Source organism: Ochrobactrum quorumnocens, from assembly GCF_002278035.1.
Taxonomy (GTDB): domain Bacteria; phylum Pseudomonadota; class Alphaproteobacteria; order Rhizobiales; family Rhizobiaceae; genus Brucella; species Brucella quorumnocens.
The window spans coordinates 925,150-942,092 of sequence record NZ_CP022605.1 but is presented as its reverse complement, the minus strand read 5'-3'; the positions used below and the strand labels follow the sequence as shown (position 1 = coordinate 942,092).

The window sequence follows — 16,943 nt, the reverse complement described above, 5'->3', positions numbered from 1 at the left end:
ATGAATGACAAAAGACAGACTGCGCTTCTTCTGGGTGGCAGCAAAGGACTTGGACTAGGCGTGGCCGAAGCTCTTGCGAAGAAAGGTGTTGATATCGCGCTCGTGGGCAGAGACAAAATCGCTTTACGCGCAGCCGAAGAGCGCCTTGGCACACGTGCGGGTTCAGTGACGTCTTTTACCTGCGACCTAACCGACCCTGGAAGTGTTTCTAAAATGATGGAAAATGTAGACAAAGCCGTGGGCAGCATCGACATCTTGCTTCTCAATGGCGGCGGTCCCGCACCGGTTGCTGCTTCTCAATACGATGAAACCTATTGGAACACACAGATCAGAAGCATGTTCCTCAGCCAGATTGAGGTGACCGCTCACTATCTGCCAGCCATGCGTGCGCACCATTTCGGTCGGATCATAGCTGTATCCTCGACAAGCATTCGCGAACCCATTCCCAATCTGGCTGCTTCCAATGCCGTAAGATCAGCCCTCGCAGGATGGGCCAAAACGCTCGCGAGTGAAGTTGCCGAAGACGGTGTAACGGTCAATGTCGTGATGCCGGGCCGATTTGCGACTGATCGCACCACACGTCTTGACGCGTTGGATGCCGCTGAGCGCGGCGTCGATACGGAAGTCATCGCAGCCGAGAGCCAGAGAGAAATTCCGGCCGGACGCTACGGCACAGCGGAAGAATTCGGCGAGGTCGTTGCCTTTCTGGCCAGCAAGGCGGCAAGTTACGTCAATGGTGTAGCATTGCCAATTGACGGTGGCCTCTGTCGATCGATGATCTGACCGAACCATACACTCATGAGCCGTGTCGGCCGATTTCCAGCCAGAAATTTGAGCGGTCCCGATCTCCACACAATTGCCCCAGTCGTTCCGATATGGTGATGCTTCACGTCATTATCGGAGCGAACATATTTTTCTTATATAGAAGCATGTCGACACACGGTCATCTGTTTTAGATGGTGGTAACCAAGCACAAAAATACGACCAGCCCGCGGCCCAGTTCAGGCAAGGAGCTGCATACCGTTTGCGGTGCCAGCAGATAAATCTGCGCAAATATTCGCTGGTAAAATGGAGCGTGGCTTAGGCCACAACAGGTACCGCTCGCACATTTAAACGCGTAAATAATCGCGCTCTCAAAATTTTTTCCTCATCTGTACATGTCGTAATTTTCGAAGGGGGCGGCGTTATCGTGGCTTTGAGCGTAGGCATGGCCAGAAAAAATTGTGGCAGCGATTATGCCAGGAGACAGACAATCCCCGATACGCTCGACGCTTTTTAAACCAACATCTTCCCATTCATTTTTTACGGCCATGAGATCATGCCCTAGCGGATCGGTCGGCATCCTCGACGTGACCGGGTAATTCCCCGTTTTTAACGGGACTTTGCAGTAGAATTCACGCAGTCATTTTTAGTTTCTGTGCGGGTTTGATGCCTTATCTTCGATCTCAGCGAGACCTTCTATCGTCATAAACCAAGCCGAACGGCGAAACAAGCAAATCACGATCTCCTTGTCAGCGCTGCCAGAACCACGGCTGAAGAACAATAAAGAAGGTCACAAGTTCCAGTCGTCCCATTATCATGGACAAGGCAATCAACCATTTGGCCACATCCGGAATTGACGCAAAATTAGTTGCAGGCCCAACCACCGGTCCAAGTCCCGGCCCCGCATTTGCCATTGCCTGAGCGACCGAAGAGACCGATGAAAGATAATCAAGACCAGTCGCTGTAACCAGAAGTGACATTATCAGGAGGGTCATCAGATACAGAAAAAAGAAGTTTCGAACGTTGCTTATGGCAGTATCGCTAACTGGCTTTCGGTTGAGGCGAACAGATGCAGCCACGTTTGGATATAAGACCAGCTTGAGCGATCGGTTTGCGCTGCTGAAAAGCACCTGCCAGCGGAAGATCTTTATCGCGCCAGCGGTTGAACCGGCACATCCGCCAACAAGAAACAGCATAAAGAAAAGACCAACGGCAAAGCTGCCCCAGGCAGAAAAGTCATCCGTAGCAAATCCGGTATCTGTCAGAACCGAGGTGACATTGAAGGCCGATTTTCGCAGCGATTCGCCCGCGCTCATGCCTTGCGATATATTCCACAACATACAGACAAAGATTGCCGAAGCAAGAATCGCAAGGAAGGGTTTCACCTGGCCTTCGATCGTTCGGCGCTGGCCGTGGCTCATCAATATGACTGCGTAAAATGCCAGCGGCAATGCTCCCGCAATCATAAACACTATTATGACAAGTTCGATCGGCAATGAGTTGTAAAAGCCGATAGAGGCATCCTTAGTTGAAAGCCCCCCGGTCGCAATTGTGGCCATGGCATGGTTGACTGCGTCGAAAGTCGACATCCCCGCCATTCCAAGCGAAACGGCGCAGGCCACACTCAACGTGAGATAAACAATAATGATGTTTCGTGCGAGTTGCCGAACTTTCGGAAATGGCTTTTCGGAAACATCCGAAGATTCAGAGCGAAACAACTGCATGCCGCCGACACCAAGAGCAGGCAGAACGCTGAGCGCCATAACGATAATACCAATGCCACCGAGCCATTGCAAAATCGAACGCCACAGCAATATTCCCTCTGGCATATCGTCAAGGCCGGTCAGGACGGTTGAACCTGTTGTGGTCAGCGCGGACGTGGATTCGAAAACTGCGTCAGTCCAGCTTAAATTGAGAAACGAGCTATACAGAGGAAGTGCGCCGACTGTCGAAATTGAAAGCCAAGCGCTCACGGTAATCAGTAGACCGATTCTACGGTCGTTAAGGCTTTGCAGTTCCGGACGAAAGCCCACGGTCAGCAACAGTGCAAACCCACCGGTTATCAAGGCGGTTCTCAGAAAAACTACTGCGTCCCCGAAATTGGAAAACGAAAAATCGATCACCGCGGGAACGAGCATGGCAATCGAAACAGCAAGGATGAAAACTCCATTAAAAAAGAGAACGATCCGCAGTCGTTCGAGGTTCATCCAATTATCCTTTCTAACGTCCAACCTATCTCACATAACAGCTGCGAATTCGGCTCGACATTAAAAAAGCATAGTGATTACCGCCCCTGGAGCATTGGACGCGTTCAATTGTTGTATGGGAGTTGTCTGCTCCATTCTGAAAGCGTAGTTTTGGGTCGCTGGAACGGTTCCGACGTTTGCTCGCTAAATAGCTCTGAAGGGTCGAACTCGTTTAAAGTACGGGAAAGCCTGCATCTATGTTCTTATATACTGCGCTTTCAAACTCCGCACTTGCCAGAAATTAGCCGGATCGGCGTTTCTTTGTAAATTAATTTGTCCAATCGGCTCGTGAAATGCCCAGTTCAAACAGCCAATGCCATGATGTTCTTTTGTGCAGATCGTTGGATCAGTAAATGCCCATGGTCCGGCTTAGGCAAGCTTCGACAAGCAGGTCGCCAGTATTGTAAACAGCCTCGTCAACCAAGTTAATCTGGATTCCAACGAAAACCGAGCAGGGGGATAGTCTGCCAATAAGCGTCCTTGGGAGCTAGAACTTATAAAAAACCAGTTCTAGTCACCTTACGCGACACGAGTTAGAGGCGGCTGCCGCCCAACCTAATGTCGGCTTTTTGGGCCGTTTCAATAGCCTGCTTGTCATCTGAAGATCGGCGGCTAAACTGCTCAGGCTTTTCAACGCTCTGCTCGCTGCAGTCGAATTATTGCTGGAAAAGGCCGTAATTAATGAGAGACAACGAATGTGTAAAGCAATAAAGCGGCTGGCAACCAGTATATTGACGCGGAGCCACCAATCACTTCGTACTGCTTGTGGCCTTCAATTAGTCCGGCTTACATCAGTAATGATCCGTTCCTGCCTGCCCCATAGAGCCAAGCTTTCGGCAAAAAGCGCTATATCTGTCAAATTCTGATACCAGCCCAAATACAATTCTTCCGCATCAAAAATGCTGCCGATTGCACGGAACTGATATCACCGTCCACCTCGGATAAAATCTAGCACACTAATTTCGCCTAATAAGGTAGTCTCCGACAGGAGATTTAACTGTCATCAACGTATTAGCCAATTCACAATACTTTTCGGATGGCGAGTCCCATGTTACTCCTCGATCCAAAAAGAAACGCCTGAGATCTTCTCCCGTTTTGGCCTTTTCGTTGATGCCAGCCGCTTCCATAAATGCTTGTCCGGACGCAAACATCGTCTTCGCGTTGCTCATCACGGTATCACGTTTGGCTGAAAGTTTATCGTCATCGCTCGCGAACTCGGCACACATCTCAACGATACGCTGAGTTACACCTTTTGTGACAACAGTTTCATTCATCTCCTTAGCGACCGTACTTTGGCTAACGGTCAGTTCATCTGACAATGCAGAATATGAGATCGAGGAAAGTACGAAAGCGGAAAGTAGGAGCGTTTTATGCATCAAGAGATCCTGGACTGATAGTAACCTATGTTTGCATATACCTGCGGAACGCAAATCGTTCCGTGCGAACAACCACAGTTCTTTCACCCGTAGAACTAACAGGCCCTACTGTAAAGTATCAAGCTGGAAAGTTCCTGAAAGAAAGGACCATCAGGAGAGTGCATTAATTACGCATTTATGAGTCTTTATGGCGTTCTTATCTTGTCGACAGGGTCCGACTTGCCGATGGCTTCGTCGACTTCGACCACCAATCGTGCTTTGAAGGTTTCGCAAAATACAAACCTGACATGAGCAAGTTCAGGTTTCTCCGCTAAAGAAACCATGCTGCGTGCCGCGGGAAACTGGGACAAGATTAAACGAAAACCGAAAGACGAAGACAGGCCGATCGGGGTCGATATTATTTGACTTCCCAACGACCAAAGATAACGCCGCGGTATATCGCGTACGCCCAAGACGCAACTCGTATTCTGCGTACAACCAAGAAGTTACATACGCGCCTGCTTGTACCATGGAATTAAGCAAAGGAAACGCGGACGCCCTTGGTCTGCTCCATCGGTGGTCCCGGGTTCCGCCCTCGCTCGGACAAACACAAATCTGCAGTGACATTATTCACGCAAGCACCGCGGTCAACCGCGATCGGATCGCGCGGTGCCCATCAACGCGAATGGACAAGGATCCGAACACGGGACGCGGATCCGACAGTTCACTCCCAGTGCGCAATAAGCTTAAAATCAATCGGCTCAACCGCAGGTTCTAGTTTCAGCGGCTATCGAAACCGAACACGGAGGCTTTCACTTATTCTCCGAGAGGCGTGATGCAGAAGCTTCGCTTTGAAATTGGGTTGCGCCAGCAATTACTCTGTCCGTCTCGATGAATACCAGCGGTTATCACCTCGTTAAGTAGCCAGGTGCCGTCTTTTTGATACACCACCGTACGATCACCATCTGGCCATGCATAGACCTCAAGTTTTATTTGGCGTCGCTGTTCTTTTTGTTGTCCAGCTGCCTGATAAAACGAAAGCGCTCGGCATATCTTATCCGAAGAAATTTGCCCAAAATCATCTTGGACACGGCAGCGAGCACGGCCATGAGGAAACCGTCCTTTGCTCCACTCATCGAGCAACTTTGCGTTTAATTGGCAAGCCTGATCAATATTGTCCATGCAACCCATGTCGTAAGCTCTCGACGCCTCCGACAAGAGCATCGCCAAATTTTGTGTATCGCCGTAAACATTTTCCGGTAATACGTACTTTGCCGCACCCGTTCTGTTCAGATATTCATGGGCATCGAGCAACATGTTCCCATATTTGATACAGGCTTCACCATCAGTCGTTGAAACAAAAGGATGAAAGCATCCAGCCTGGTAAGCTATTATCGCTTCCTGCGGATTTGTGTCGACGCCCAGACCGGAAAAATAGATATTTCCCATAACTTTGCAAGCGTATGGTGAAAGGCCTAAATCTGCGGAAGTGCAGGCAAAATCTGACCACCGCAATGCATCATAATATCGGACTTTTTGGGCCAAGGCGAATTTGGCAGCCTCATAACAAATGTCAACGTTGTCCAATTTTTTGGAAGCATGCGCGATCAAATAGTCGCAGGTTTTTGCATACACGTCCAATGCTGCTTGGTTTTTGGCGTCAGACGCCAAAGTTTCTGCCAGCAAAAGACACGTGCCCGCTGGGTTATCGTCAAAGCGACAGCCGGTGCGCAGTACAGCTAACAGGGCTTCGCTTCTTTCAATACCCAGCTGAATTGGCATTGAATTACCCTGTTCTTTTTTAGCTAATAGTAACGCGAGCGCCCGACACCCGTTGACTTTTTCCTGGTTGCAAGCGCTCGCAAGTAATTCTTCAATTTTGTGGGTCTGTTCAGTGCCTTCCAATGAAGCGTAAGCGGCCACGGCAGAACTGCATGCCTGGTGACCAGCAACTGATTGGTCTGTCATACATTTTGTAACAAGATCGTCGTAGACAACACGCTGAGCAGGCTGTGACCCAATAAGATTTGCATCTAGCGACGCTCCTAACCCGTTACAGACACTGTCTTTCTGTGATTGTTTTTCACAAAGATCGATAGCTCGTGCAGCTGCCACACTACGCGCTTCAACAGGCCAATGAGCATCCAGTTTGCTTTGAGCGGCACAGGCAGATGGATCTCCGATCTCACATCCCCTCTCCAGCAGGCTTTTTGCTTTTGCTACGCGCACAATGTCTGTCGTTGCAACTTTGGTTGCTTGCAAAAAATCTCGGTATTTAAGGTAAGCTGGTTTACAGTGCACGACATCAGGCTTCGCAGGTCCAGGATGACAAGTTTCTTCCACAAGTGCCCCGAGGGAATAATTTTCATCTTTTGTTGGAGAGGCATACTCGCCACGAGCTTGCACGATCTGCCCAAATGCATCTAGTAGTTCGTCACATGCCCAACCGATACCGGTCTTGCAAGCGGTGAGTTTTGCTGCAAAATTTGATGCCGCCTCAATGAGCGTAGGCGTGGAATAGGTAGCTGTCCCGCGGGCAAGAAGGATACAGCTCACAGCCTGCCGCGCATCGCAGCCAATCTTGGCGAGTTCTAAACCCACGAGATCTGCCGAATTGCCCGTGCCGCCTTCGACAGCGCGAAATTGCGCGTTCTCTAACGTGTTTTCGGCGCGGTTAATGGCAAGCTTACAACCAAGCACGTTCCCGCCCATGCAGCCTAATAATGCAAAATGCGTAACCGCAGCAGGCAACGTTCCATGTGGATCTTCAGCGTTGTAGATGGTTTCAGCATAGCCACTGCAGGCTTCAGATAATCCTTGGTAGCAAGCTTCTTTTAAGCCAGACCCATTGGTTCCTTGCGCCGCTTCAATCATTAATGCACGAGCAGCTGCGAGGCGCTCTACCCGAGAACTAAAAGGAGGGAATTCGTACTCAAGAAACCCTTTCTCCTCCTTCACCAAGGCTTCAGAAAATTCGAAACCTGTTGAGCACTCACTATCCTTGGGCAGTGTGTTTGCGCGCTGCAAGATAGTTGCGTTCGCCCGAATATTGAGCAGGCCAAGAGAAAGCGCATATCTTCCATTGGCCATTCGATAGGCCGCCATGGAAGGCCGAAACTTTTCCAGAGCCGAGGCCTCTTCATTTAACGCTGCCAGAGTTTCCGTTTTGGTTGCGATCAAGTGACAGGTGTTTGGAGGAGCCAAAAAACTATCACCGCTATCGGCCCGCTTTGCAAAGTTACAAAAATTTGAAACCTTATCAATTGAAACGAACCCGATCGCACGTTGCAAGCCGTTACCAGTTGCATAATCGATTGCGAAATATGGTTGGTTGTCCGTCCCAAACGTAAGGTCTTTTATTCGAACCTCGTCGCCAGATTTGAGCGTACTCGCTGTAGACTGTTTTGGTTCTGTGTCTACGGGCGTGGCTTCACATATATGCCGGATGCCAAGTTCTTGGTAAGGCGGCAAACTTTCCGCGTAAGCGAATGATGCCTGCTGAAGGATTATCAACATTAAGGATAATGCGCGTACGATCAATTTGAATAGGGTATATTCAATACAAAACTTACTAATCATTATACCCCGCAATTTTCATCTTCGTATGCCATTAAGCACATGTTTCATTCATTTCGCCCCCCAGTAATCAAGGTATCGGCTCACCCGTTCTGATGCTTTGTGACCTTAACCCCAATACACTTCCGCCGAATTGTCTAGCAATAGCTTGAAAAGCGGTCAAAGAAATTGGGAAGCTAGATGGCGCCATATAGGCATGGGACGTTTCTAGCGTGCCGGACGTCGATCTCGATGAAACAATGGTTCTTATCAGGTGCATGGCCCCAGTAGGCTTCGCGGTCACCGACATTTTTATTGTCTTTTGTTCCGGATGTGAGATGATAATTTTGCTCACCGAATGATACCCCGTATGACTCCGGTGCGCAGCCCCGGCTCGGCTTACTCGCCTACCGGGGCCTGCTTTAATTGAAGACTGATTTACTCTACGGCTGCATCTATTGAACAGTGCGGGGCAATAATGGTTTTTCTGAATCTATTCTTAGTGTCTTGTGCGGTTTCGATGGTGCTTGTAGTAGGATATATTTGGATTATTCACCCACCAAAGTAAGCAATCCGAAGGTCCGTTGTTCAACGAAAAACCCGGCCGCCATTTGTTTGAGCTGCGACCAAAGCTTGTGAACTGATCGGAATGTGTTGGCCGGACGCTGCATATCAAGTGGTATCATGAACCCGTTTAGCGTTTATTTGCTAAACGGGTATTTTGGTTTTAACGTCGTTTAAACGACCCAAAGAATTCACTACTTTGGAAGGTTCGCTGCGGCCTGCTTCAAAGCGTTTGCCATCATTTCACAGAGCTTAGCTTCTTCGACACCTTGAGCCTTTGCTGCTGCAGCGATGTCCTGTTCCATGCCCATGACAGCGACTTTCCCCTGCTTACCGACATCTTCAGCGGCATCGCCTTTTGAAACATCCGCAGGCGCAGGAACAAGCGCAAGCAGCTTAACTTGAATCTCAGATGCGCTACCGTCAATATGGCCTTTATCTTGGCAGTATTTGAGCACACCGAGTTGGTTGCGCGCAGCGTTGTAAGCCATTTCCATTTGTTCAGGCGTAGGCTGTTGTGCGAGCGCTGGTGCAAACGCTGCTCCCATTAATGTTGCAGCTAGGATAAAAGATTTCATATGTTTTCTTTCAATTTAAAATATAGGTACTATATCGTGTTATTATATTTTGATAGGAACAGCAATTACCTGATTTTTATTGTAAAACAAGTTTCATAAATAGTTGAAATCGAAGGTTTATCGAACAAGGCATTAGGCCGTGTGGACGGATTTGATTAAGATGAAAGCAGAAGCGATTGCGACGATGGATCGGAAGTTTCTTGCTGTTTTCTCGCAGCGTAATGCGACACGTTTGAACCGTTTGAGCTTCCCCATCATTTGTTCGATACGTGCGCGACCTCGATAAAGCGCCGTGGCAAAATGCTTCGGAATATTACGCCTGTTTGATCTGTAAGGGATCACAGGGATAGCGCCAGCCTTTCGCGCAATCTCTCGATTAACGTCGCTATCATAGCCTTTGTCAGCAATGATAGCGCGGTGCCTGACTTGAGGGCCCGTGTCCATGAGGCTTTCAAACTGTTTGCTATCGGAGGCTTCGCCTCCGGTCAGTTCAAAGCCAAGGGGCTGACCATTTCGGTCGGTTTTCAGATGGATTTTGGTTCCGAACCCTCCACGAGACCGGCCGAGCGCTTGACCTTCCTGCCCCCTTTAGCGCCTGCTGCAGATACATGGGCGCGAATGACGGTGCTGTCGAACATAGCGATAAGATGAGCGCTTTCATCAAGCCCAGCCAAAATGGAAAAATAGTCCTCGAAAACACCTGCTTTACCTAAACGGTCAAAACGCTTCCATACGCTGTTCCAGTTACCAAACCGCTCAGGCAAAGCCCGCCATGAGATGTTGTGAAGGGTGAAATAATGCAACGCCTCAAGGAATAGGCGGTCATTTTTAGCTTTCGCGCCAACGGCTGGCAGACAAGTCCGAAAAACCTCAAGTGCCAGTTCATAGTCATTTTCTGTCATCTTGGTGCACATTACTGACCTCCAAATCACGTCAGCAATATGTGAATCACGTCGAGTGAAAGTCTGGAACCGGAAAACTTATACCTGAGTCAATTCGTCCACACGGCGTAGGCTCGCCCTAATTATAGATAAAATTGAAAACACACATAAAATATGATTTGCCGATACAGTCGGGCTCTTAAATTCTTGGGCAAATTTAAAACATAATTTCTCTATTCATTATATGTTATATTGTTTTCATGCGGAGATTTCATGAAGAATGCGCTTGTCGTAAAAGCATTGGTGGGGTTCTCAGCGCTGCTGCTTGCTAAACCATCCTTAGCAACGCCTCAACAGCAGGAGCCAGCCCAATCCAAACGTATCGAAGTGGTTTTTGTGCTCGACACTACGGGCTCCATGGTTGATCTGCTTGAAGGTGCAAAGCGTAAGATCTGGTCAATTACAAACACAATAGTAGATGTTCAGCCTGATGCCGAAATCCGATTGGCCCTGATTGGCTATCGTGATCGTGGCGACGAGTATACAGTCAAATCGTTCGATATGAGCACAGATTTACAGTCACATTATGCCAATCTAAGACGGTTTGAGGCGGATGGCGGTGGAGATGATCCTGAATCTGTAAACGAAGCGCTTGATACAGCGGTTAGCCAGCTGGCATGGACTAGCGATCCTCAGACGCAGCGTATAATGTTTCTTGTCGGGGATGCCCCACCTCACATGGATTATAAGGGTGAACGCAAGTATCCCGAAATCATCGCTGAAGCCAAACGTCGAAATATTCGCGTTAACGCGATTCAGGCGGGGAACAGTGGCGAAACACGGAACATCTGGAACGATATCGCGGAGCGTGGCTCCGGACACTATATTCAGATTGCGCAAGATGGCGGTCACATCGATGACGTGAGAACACCATTTGACCAAGAGATCATTACTGTTCAACAGAAAATTGATGAGACAATTATGCCGTATGGCGCGGTGTCGGTAAAGGAAGGGCTCATTGATAAGCTGGCTGCAAAGGCGGCGGCCCCCATAGAAACACAGGTCGAGAACTCCAAGTTTTATTCGAAGCGCTCGTCAACAAAAGAAGTCGTCACCGGCGGCGGCGATCTCTTGGACGATATTCGTAACAAGAATTTGAAATGGAATGAGGTGACCGACAGTGAGATGCCTGAGGCACTAAAGGGAAAAAAGCGCGAGGAACAGAAGAAGATAATAGATGGGACAATGGAAATCAGGAACAAGTTAGAGCATCAGATGACCCTGCTGGTGCAAGATCGAGACGCATACGTCGAGGCTCAACGCCAGAAGAACACTCAAAATAGCGACGCTTCATTTGATAAAGTCGTTGCTGAAACTTTGAAACAACAATTAACGCCCTAGCAACTGTGTTTAAGTTTGGCTTTGATGGCTCCATGAGGCGCCGCTTTTGAGGATCGCGTTTGCGATTGTTACGAGCCTTCTTGCGACAGCGACGATAACGAGCTTGTGGGGTTTGCCACGCTCTTTCAGTCGTTGTGCGACTGATTTCAGAACGAGGTTGTGATACGCAGCGGCGAGTGCGGCCTGATACAAGACATGGCGAAGTGCTCTCCGTCCTCCCGCGATCATGCGCTTGCCTCGCATCGTTCCGCTGCCATAGGGCACAGGAGCAAGACCTGTCATTGCAGCTGCTTCACCTGATGTCATTTTGCCCAGTTCCGGCATTTCCGCGATTAGCATAGCTGCAGAGACGGGTCCGATACCGGGAATGGAGCGTAGACGCATTGCCTTGTCGGCGAGAGTTTTTTCCTGGGTGATAACGTGCTCGATCCGGCTTTCAAGTTCGAGAATTTGAGCAGCGAGCAGCGCTTTCAGCCCATCATCCATGCTGTCGACATGGGCTGGAATAGCTTGTCTCGTCCTTGCGCTTATCTGTAACACCAACCGCTTTCGCATCGACGTAGGAACCTTTCTGTCAATGCGAGCGATTTTCCGCCATGCGCAGTGCCATTGAGCCCAGGCAATATCCCAATGAAGCGGATCGAAACCCTTCGACAGATCGGCCACTTCGCTCAGCGTGATCTTGTACGCTGCAAGGGTAGCCGGCGGCGTGATGCTCGCACCCTGTCGATGTTCTTCCAGTGCAGTTTGTGGCGCCATGGATAGATAGAGAGCCTCGACGCCAGGTCGATTGAAGCGACCGCCATCAACAGCGGCCCCAGCGCCGCTGATGGGAAGAAACGCCCATTTCGGTGTCAGGTACTGGTGAAAGACCGTGTCCGGGCCAATACGGGTTATCTTCACCCGCGCGCTCCATTCTCCAGGTCCCGAATATACGCAAGAACAGCCTCTATCTCTCCATCGGCTACAAGCTCGGCGGCCGTGCGATGGCCATAATCGGCAATCGGTTCGTTTCGATACCAGTAGATTGCCTTCGCAAGATCGCCAGTCAGCTCAGCGGCCGCAGAGATCGCCTTGATCATTTCCCGCATCCTGCCCTGCAAGCGTTCGGAGGAGGGATTGCGCAGGGTGTTGCGATGAACACCGGTCAATTCTGCAAGATTCGCGACCTTAACACCGAGCGCCTTCGACAGGCGAGACGGCGAGATATAAGGTGTCCGCGGCTCCTGAAGGCTATCAACAAAGCCAGAAACGACTGCGTAGGAATGTACTGTCTGAGCCTGTGCCATATCTAATCTCCGCTCAATCTTATGCACAATATATGCACATTTTTTCACACATCAAGCATGACGCACGAGAAATCGCTTTGAAAGCTCAAAATTCTGTCGTCTCCGCGCCAGCCGCGATTCATTCATCGAGGAGCGTTTCAGTAATAGTCGCACCAAGACCGCAAGCGCTAACGAGTTACTCGAGGGCGACGAGAACGAGGGGAAGCAGCATTTCGTGCGCTAGGGGTTATCGAAGCCGCCGCTGCTGCTCTTTCCACAACGAAAAGATTATTACTGAGAGTATGGCAATGGCAGATGATGGCATTGCCAATTTGGTTGTGCGAGGCTACGAGCGACTATAGCAGCTGTTTTCAAGCGGACATTTCTGCTGTGTATTTTGATCCGCATTCCTGCGCTTGAGATTCATCGGGATATCGTCGTCATTCAATTCACTTATTGTGCACGCTCCTTTGCGACTTTGTATACGTCGCCCTTGTCACGTTTACCTACCGCGACGACCAAAATAGTCACGCGTTCGTCGTCCACCCGATAAACCAGGCGATAACCAAGCTGACGCAATTTGATTTTGTAGTGGTCTTTCATCCCATGAAGTGCGGCACTTGGCAGTCGTGGCGTGACGAGACGTTCACGAAGATTCTTCTTGAACTGCTCTTTGATATTGGATCCGAGTTTATCCCACTCCTTTCGCGCGGACGGTATAATCTCAAGCTTATAGTTCATCGAGATTTACCGGTTCGCCTTTTTCTGACGCGCGCTGCAGGACAACGTCTGCAAGCTGCAAGTCGTCTAATCTTTCGAGCATTTGCTCATAGAGCTCTGCTGGCACCATATATGCCATAATCCGATTGTGATTCAGCACAGCCACGGTTTCACCATGCGCCTTTTCCATCACCGCAGAAGGGCTTTTTTTAAGGTCGGACACGCTGACGGCCACATTCGCTTCAACACGCTGCATAACTTAAACCCGCTTTATATTTGGTACTAGTTTCAGTACTATATTCGATACAATAATGAATTGCAAATATGAAACGTTTCGATTGAAGCTGCATGATATAATTTTATTTTCGGGTTAATCGCAGCAATGAAGGATGTGTCATTATTTCCATGGTGAATTTTGCAAAAATCCGCTGTTGTCAGCAGTGAGTGAAAATTCGTCTAAGCGAATAGCCAAACAGCGTGTCCGCAATAGATTCATGGGATTTGGTGCACAGATGCGTTTTCCGGTTTAGTGATCATATAGAATTACGTTTTAAGGTGTTGGTTAGTTCACAATTTGGATGATGCCATGCCTTTCAAACATCATTCTGCTTGTCGCCATCGGATCTCCAGGCAGAAGTTCAAGGTTATGAACTGGGCAGAATATGAAGCGGGCTTACGTCAACGTGGCAGTATCACTTTCTGGATCACTGATGCAGCGATTGCTGGTTGGCTTGCACCCCGACGAAAGACACCAGGAGGGCAGCCACGTTATTCCGATCTGGCGATTGAAGCGACACTGATATGCGGGATCGTTTTCCATCAGCCTTTGCGCCAGAGCGAAGGTCTGATGACTTCTTTGTTGCAACTCATGAATATTGATCTTCCAGTTCCCGATCATACGACATTGAGCAGACGCTGTAGCGATCTTGCGGTTTCCAAGACAGCACGCCATGACTATGTAAACGTGAATAAGGAGCCCATTCACATTCTCGTCGATAGCACTGGGTTGAAGGTTTATGGTGCAGGCCAGTGGCCTGAAGACAAGCATGGCTGCAAATCTCCCAGAAAATGGCGCAAGCTGCATCTTGCTATAGATGCTGATAGTGGTGAGATCATCGCGGAAACGCTGAGCGATCAGAACACAAGTGACATCAGCCAAGTTCCAGATCTGCTTGGACAGATTGAACAACCCATTGCCAGCTTTATGGGTGATGGTGCTTATGATAGTGATAGAACCTATCAAGCTTTACACAGCCATAGTCCCGGCATCAGCATTATCGTTCCGCCGAGAGTGCGCAAGTTGCGAACCAACACTTATGGTCCACCCGATCAGCGTAATTGGCATAGCTACACAATTGCAGAACATGGTCGGATGAAGTGGCAAGAGATCACCGACTATGGCAAGCGTGCAAATGCTGAGACCACAATGAGCCGGTATAAGTCCGTTAATGGTCCCCGGCTAAGCTCACGGAAATTTGCCAATCAGCAAACCGAGATCAAACTTGGATGCAGCATTCTTAATCGAATGCTGATCTGTGCACGCCCGAAATCCGTCCGTGTGAAAGCGGAAATCGCATAATCCAAGCATCAAAGACCCGTGTACGTCAGTAATCACATTCGTGCACCAACGCGGTCGGCACAGGTGTCGATGTCGATCCCTCGGCGCTGTTCTTCGAATACTGGAAGCCGACACTGAGCGATGTGTTCAGGAGCGGGCCATTCTGTAAAAGGCCCGGTTTGAATGGCGGTCAATCTACGAGCGTATCATAGACATATTTGCCGTTAATCCCAGCGATAGTCGCCATCGCGATGGAATTGGCTGTACTACCTTTGACCTGCCACTGTAGTTTCATCCGGCTGCGATTAGAGGCCGCTCAGAAATATGGGCCCTTAATGTCCATGAAACCTGCAGCCGAGAGTTGTGTCTTTGGTTCCCATCCCGCCGGAGGCTTAGTAGACTTGCTCCACCATCTCATGCCTCCTTTGATCCATTTCGCCCGCAGATCAGCATGCCTTACGGTTGCATCATCATAACCGAATTCGGTACCGCAACTGGGACATATCTCAAACGTAGGACAATTAAATTGATCGTAAGGAGGGCTTTCTAACTCATCGTAGCCACACACTAGACATCTAAATTTCTGTTTTCTACTGATCATTGAAATAATCCAGATTAGTTGGCCAGCCGTGAACCGTAGGATCTGGGCGGTAATAGGTACGTATATCACCACTACTGGAAACAACACCGAATTCTTCGGTTACCGGATTATACCGCACAATATCTCCATTAAGTCTCTTTTTCTCATACACGCCCGCCGGCTTGCTGCCAGTAAGGAAACCGCTCGCTTGTTGCTGGTAATGTAAAACATTTTTGGACCCAAAATCTGCTCCATGTCGACTATAATGGTCCTGCAATTTTTTTCGCACTTGCAAATTTGGATACTCCCGACAACTTAATCCCACCGAGGATAGCCGCTGTTGTGACGCCGGCTAACAGTTTCAAATCCTTGGTGTCCTGCGTCGAAAGGCCGTGACCTGCCGCCAATTTTTCTATCGCGTTCTCAGCAGCTTCTTTTGTGATCTCACCCGCAAGAGCCCACGGCTCCAGCATCTTTTTGGAATTCTTGATGGCCTTCCTCTCCAAGCGCCAGACGTATCGACAAATCACGAATGAATGAAGCCTACATCCCCATAGCTTGGGCTCCGGCAACAAGTTGCTCGTCTGAACCAATACTGCGAAGAGCATCCGCAATTGTGCGTAGCGATCCCGGAAGCTCGGCGGAACTACCTTTCTCCCCAAGCAGATAATCGTTGGCATATTTCTCCATCAGCGACGCGAAGATCTGCACGCATGCTTCTCGCTCCTCTGGTGTAAGGTCTGCAACTTTGGCTCCAAAATTGTCATACAAAGAGCATCCGGTTGACGCGTGGGCCGTACCAACGATCCAGTCCATCAGATTGAAGCCTTGGCGACCTGAGCATTGAATCAAGGCTTTGACATCAAGTCTGCCGTCGTCTAGAGCTTCTGCTACTTTTTTCGCAGTTTCCAATTCCTTTGGCGTCAAATCTCCGGATGCAGCAAGCTTCGTGCTAATGGCATCGAAAGCTTGTCCGATCGTCTTACCGACAATTTCTACGGCATCAGCGGCTGCCTTTACCGACGTATCCGACAGATAGTACTCGATCTCAACGTGCTTTTCCTTGGTGACCTGGTAAGCCTTGTCAGGATCGCGATTGAGGGCTGCGAGGTCTTCGGTCTGGCCGCTCGCTTCAAGCTCTACCTGCTTGTCCTTGTCACGGATGATGATCTCACCCGGTCCGACGGTGGCACGCACTTCCTGGCGCGTATCGTCAAGCTGATACGTGCCTTCCGCCGTTGTTCGCGGCTGTGAGGTCTGATCCGGCTGCTGCTGCTTGTTGCCGTCAGCATCCTTCAGTGTCAGGTCAATATTGGCCTGAATGTCAAAACCTTCATATTTCTTCGAACCGGAGAAGTTCTCATGGGTTAGCCTACCGGTGTCGAGCGTCAAATCGCCGCTTTAGGAAAGAAAACTGTGGCGCAGTAAAAATGACGTATAATCATATATAAAGCGCAAAAGAAGAATACTTTTAC

At 49.3% G+C, this 16,943-nt stretch carries 16 protein-coding genes; 3 read left to right on the top strand and 13 right to left on the bottom strand.

Going from position 1 to position 16,943, the window contains the following annotated elements; genetic code table 11:
* Positions 1 to 783, top strand: coding sequence for an SDR family oxidoreductase (locus tag CES85_RS26660; protein ID WP_095448754.1), 783 nt, complete (start codon positions 1 to 3; stop codon positions 781 to 783).
* A gap of 728 nt (positions 784 to 1,511) precedes the next feature.
* Here CES85_RS26660 and CES85_RS26650 read toward each other — a convergent pair.
* The 7 genes from CES85_RS26650 to CES85_RS26625 all read right to left on the bottom strand — a co-directional run bounded on the left by CES85_RS26650 (position 1,512) and on the right by CES85_RS26625 (position 9,974).
* Entirely contained in the window at positions 1,512 to 2,969 is a 1,458-nt protein-coding gene (locus tag CES85_RS26650) for a TrkH family potassium uptake protein (RefSeq protein WP_095448752.1), read from the bottom strand.
* Between the two features lie 995 nt (positions 2,970 to 3,964).
* Positions 3,965 to 4,384, bottom strand: a complete 420-nt coding sequence (locus tag CES85_RS26645) for a hypothetical protein (protein ID WP_095448751.1) — start codon at positions 4,382 to 4,384, stop codon at positions 3,965 to 3,967.
* Positions 4,385 to 4,569: 185 nt separating this feature from the next.
* Positions 4,570 to 4,707: a hypothetical protein gene (locus CES85_RS27355; RefSeq protein WP_157743542.1), complete on the bottom strand. Its 138-nt coding sequence runs from the start codon at positions 4,705 to 4,707 to the stop codon at positions 4,570 to 4,572.
* Positions 4,708 to 5,179: 472 nt separating this feature from the next.
* Positions 5,180 to 7,942 carry a sel1 repeat family protein gene (locus tag CES85_RS26640; protein ID WP_157743541.1) on the bottom strand — a complete coding sequence of 921 codons (2,763 nt, stop codon included), beginning with the start codon at positions 7,940 to 7,942 and terminating at the stop codon, positions 5,180 to 5,182.
* 734 nt (positions 7,943 to 8,676) lie between these two features.
* The gene (locus CES85_RS26635; RefSeq protein WP_095448749.1) at positions 8,677 to 9,060 is read right to left on the bottom strand and encodes a pore-forming ESAT-6 family protein; all 384 of its coding nucleotides are present in this window, start codon (positions 9,058 to 9,060) and stop codon (positions 8,677 to 8,679) included.
* A gap of 132 nt (positions 9,061 to 9,192) precedes the next feature.
* A complete protein-coding gene (locus CES85_RS26630) occupies positions 9,193 to 9,588 on the bottom strand; it encodes an IS5 family transposase (RefSeq protein ID WP_235889509.1) in 396 nt (131 codons plus the stop codon).
* Entirely contained in the window at positions 9,585 to 9,974 is a 390-nt protein-coding gene (locus CES85_RS26625; protein WP_095444932.1) for a transposase, read from the bottom strand. The genes CES85_RS26630 and CES85_RS26625 overlap by 4 nt, the downstream gene beginning before the upstream one ends.
* Before the next feature lie 240 nt (positions 9,975 to 10,214).
* Between CES85_RS26625 and CES85_RS26620 the strand changes: the two genes are divergently transcribed.
* Complete coding sequence (locus tag CES85_RS26620) at positions 10,215 to 11,342, top strand: vWA domain-containing protein (protein WP_095448748.1); 1,128 nt, start codon at positions 10,215 to 10,217, stop codon at positions 11,340 to 11,342.
* Between the two features lie 9 nt (positions 11,343 to 11,351).
* Here CES85_RS26620 and CES85_RS28035 read toward each other — a convergent pair whose 3' ends face one another.
* From CES85_RS28035 to CES85_RS26600, 4 genes are all read right to left on the bottom strand, one after another.
* A complete protein-coding gene (locus CES85_RS28035; protein ID WP_095448747.1) occupies positions 11,352 to 12,245 on the bottom strand; it encodes a transposase in 894 nt (297 codons plus the stop codon).
* Positions 12,242 to 12,631: a hypothetical protein gene (locus CES85_RS26610; RefSeq protein WP_095448746.1), complete on the bottom strand. Its 390-nt coding sequence runs from the start codon at positions 12,629 to 12,631 to the stop codon at positions 12,242 to 12,244. Before CES85_RS26610 ends, CES85_RS28035 begins: the two co-directional genes overlap by 4 nt.
* Before the next feature lie 432 nt (positions 12,632 to 13,063).
* Positions 13,064 to 13,351 (bottom strand): type II toxin-antitoxin system RelE family toxin, encoded by a 288-nt coding sequence (locus CES85_RS26605; RefSeq protein WP_095448745.1) that lies wholly within the window; start codon positions 13,349 to 13,351, stop codon positions 13,064 to 13,066.
* Positions 13,341 to 13,586 (bottom strand): type II toxin-antitoxin system Phd/YefM family antitoxin, encoded by a 246-nt coding sequence (locus tag CES85_RS26600; RefSeq protein WP_095448744.1) that lies wholly within the window; start codon positions 13,584 to 13,586, stop codon positions 13,341 to 13,343. The genes CES85_RS26605 and CES85_RS26600 overlap by 11 nt, the downstream gene beginning before the upstream one ends.
* A gap of 330 nt (positions 13,587 to 13,916) precedes the next feature.
* On the opposite strand from CES85_RS26600, the gene CES85_RS26595 reads away from it, so the two are divergent.
* Positions 13,917 to 14,909, top strand: a complete 993-nt coding sequence (locus CES85_RS26595) for an IS5 family transposase (RefSeq protein ID WP_095448743.1) — start codon at positions 13,917 to 13,919, stop codon at positions 14,907 to 14,909.
* Positions 14,910 to 15,728: 819 nt separating this feature from the next.
* Here CES85_RS26595 and CES85_RS26585 read toward each other — a convergent pair.
* Positions 15,729 to 15,941 (bottom strand): hypothetical protein, encoded by a 213-nt coding sequence (locus CES85_RS26585; RefSeq protein ID WP_095448742.1) that lies wholly within the window; start codon positions 15,939 to 15,941, stop codon positions 15,729 to 15,731.
* A gap of 70 nt (positions 15,942 to 16,011) precedes the next feature.
* Positions 16,012 to 16,860: a hypothetical protein gene (locus tag CES85_RS26580; protein ID WP_095448741.1), complete on the bottom strand. Its 849-nt coding sequence runs from the start codon at positions 16,858 to 16,860 to the stop codon at positions 16,012 to 16,014.
* Between the last annotated feature and the right edge of the window lie 83 nt (positions 16,861 to 16,943).

What these genes read in the sequence shown, in the direction of transcription:
- CES85_RS26660 (WP_095448754.1), top strand. Translation starts at nt 1, where the DNA reads ATGAATGACAAAAGACAGACTGCGCTTCTTCTGGGTGGCAGCAAAGGA.
- CES85_RS26650 (WP_095448752.1), bottom strand. Translation starts at nt 2,969, where the DNA reads ATGAACCTCGAACGACTGCGGATCGTTCTCTTTTTTAATGGAGTTTTC.
- CES85_RS26645 (WP_095448751.1), bottom strand. Translation starts at nt 4,384, where the DNA reads ATGCATAAAACGCTCCTACTTTCCGCTTTCGTACTTTCCTCGATCTCA.
- CES85_RS27355 (WP_157743542.1), bottom strand. Translation starts at nt 4,707, where the DNA reads ATGGTTTCTTTAGCGGAGAAACCTGAACTTGCTCATGTCAGGTTTGTA.
- CES85_RS26640 (WP_157743541.1), bottom strand. Translation starts at nt 7,942, where the DNA reads ATGATTAGTAAGTTTTGTATTGAATATACCCTATTCAAATTGATCGTA.
- CES85_RS26635 (WP_095448749.1), bottom strand. Translation starts at nt 9,060, where the DNA reads ATGAAATCTTTTATCCTAGCTGCAACATTAATGGGAGCAGCGTTTGCA.
- CES85_RS26625 (WP_095444932.1), bottom strand. Translation starts at nt 9,974, where the DNA reads ATGTGCACCAAGATGACAGAAAATGACTATGAACTGGCACTTGAGGTT.
- CES85_RS26620 (WP_095448748.1), top strand. Translation starts at nt 10,215, where the DNA reads ATGAAGAATGCGCTTGTCGTAAAAGCATTGGTGGGGTTCTCAGCGCTG.
- CES85_RS26610 (WP_095448746.1), bottom strand. Translation starts at nt 12,631, where the DNA reads ATGGCACAGGCTCAGACAGTACATTCCTACGCAGTCGTTTCTGGCTTT.
- CES85_RS26605 (WP_095448745.1), bottom strand. Translation starts at nt 13,351, where the DNA reads ATGAACTATAAGCTTGAGATTATACCGTCCGCGCGAAAGGAGTGGGAT.
- CES85_RS26600 (WP_095448744.1), bottom strand. Translation starts at nt 13,586, where the DNA reads ATGCAGCGTGTTGAAGCGAATGTGGCCGTCAGCGTGTCCGACCTTAAA.
- CES85_RS26595 (WP_095448743.1), top strand. Translation starts at nt 13,917, where the DNA reads ATGCCTTTCAAACATCATTCTGCTTGTCGCCATCGGATCTCCAGGCAG.
- CES85_RS26585 (WP_095448742.1), bottom strand. Translation starts at nt 15,941, where the DNA reads ATGCTGGAGCCGTGGGCTCTTGCGGGTGAGATCACAAAAGAAGCTGCT.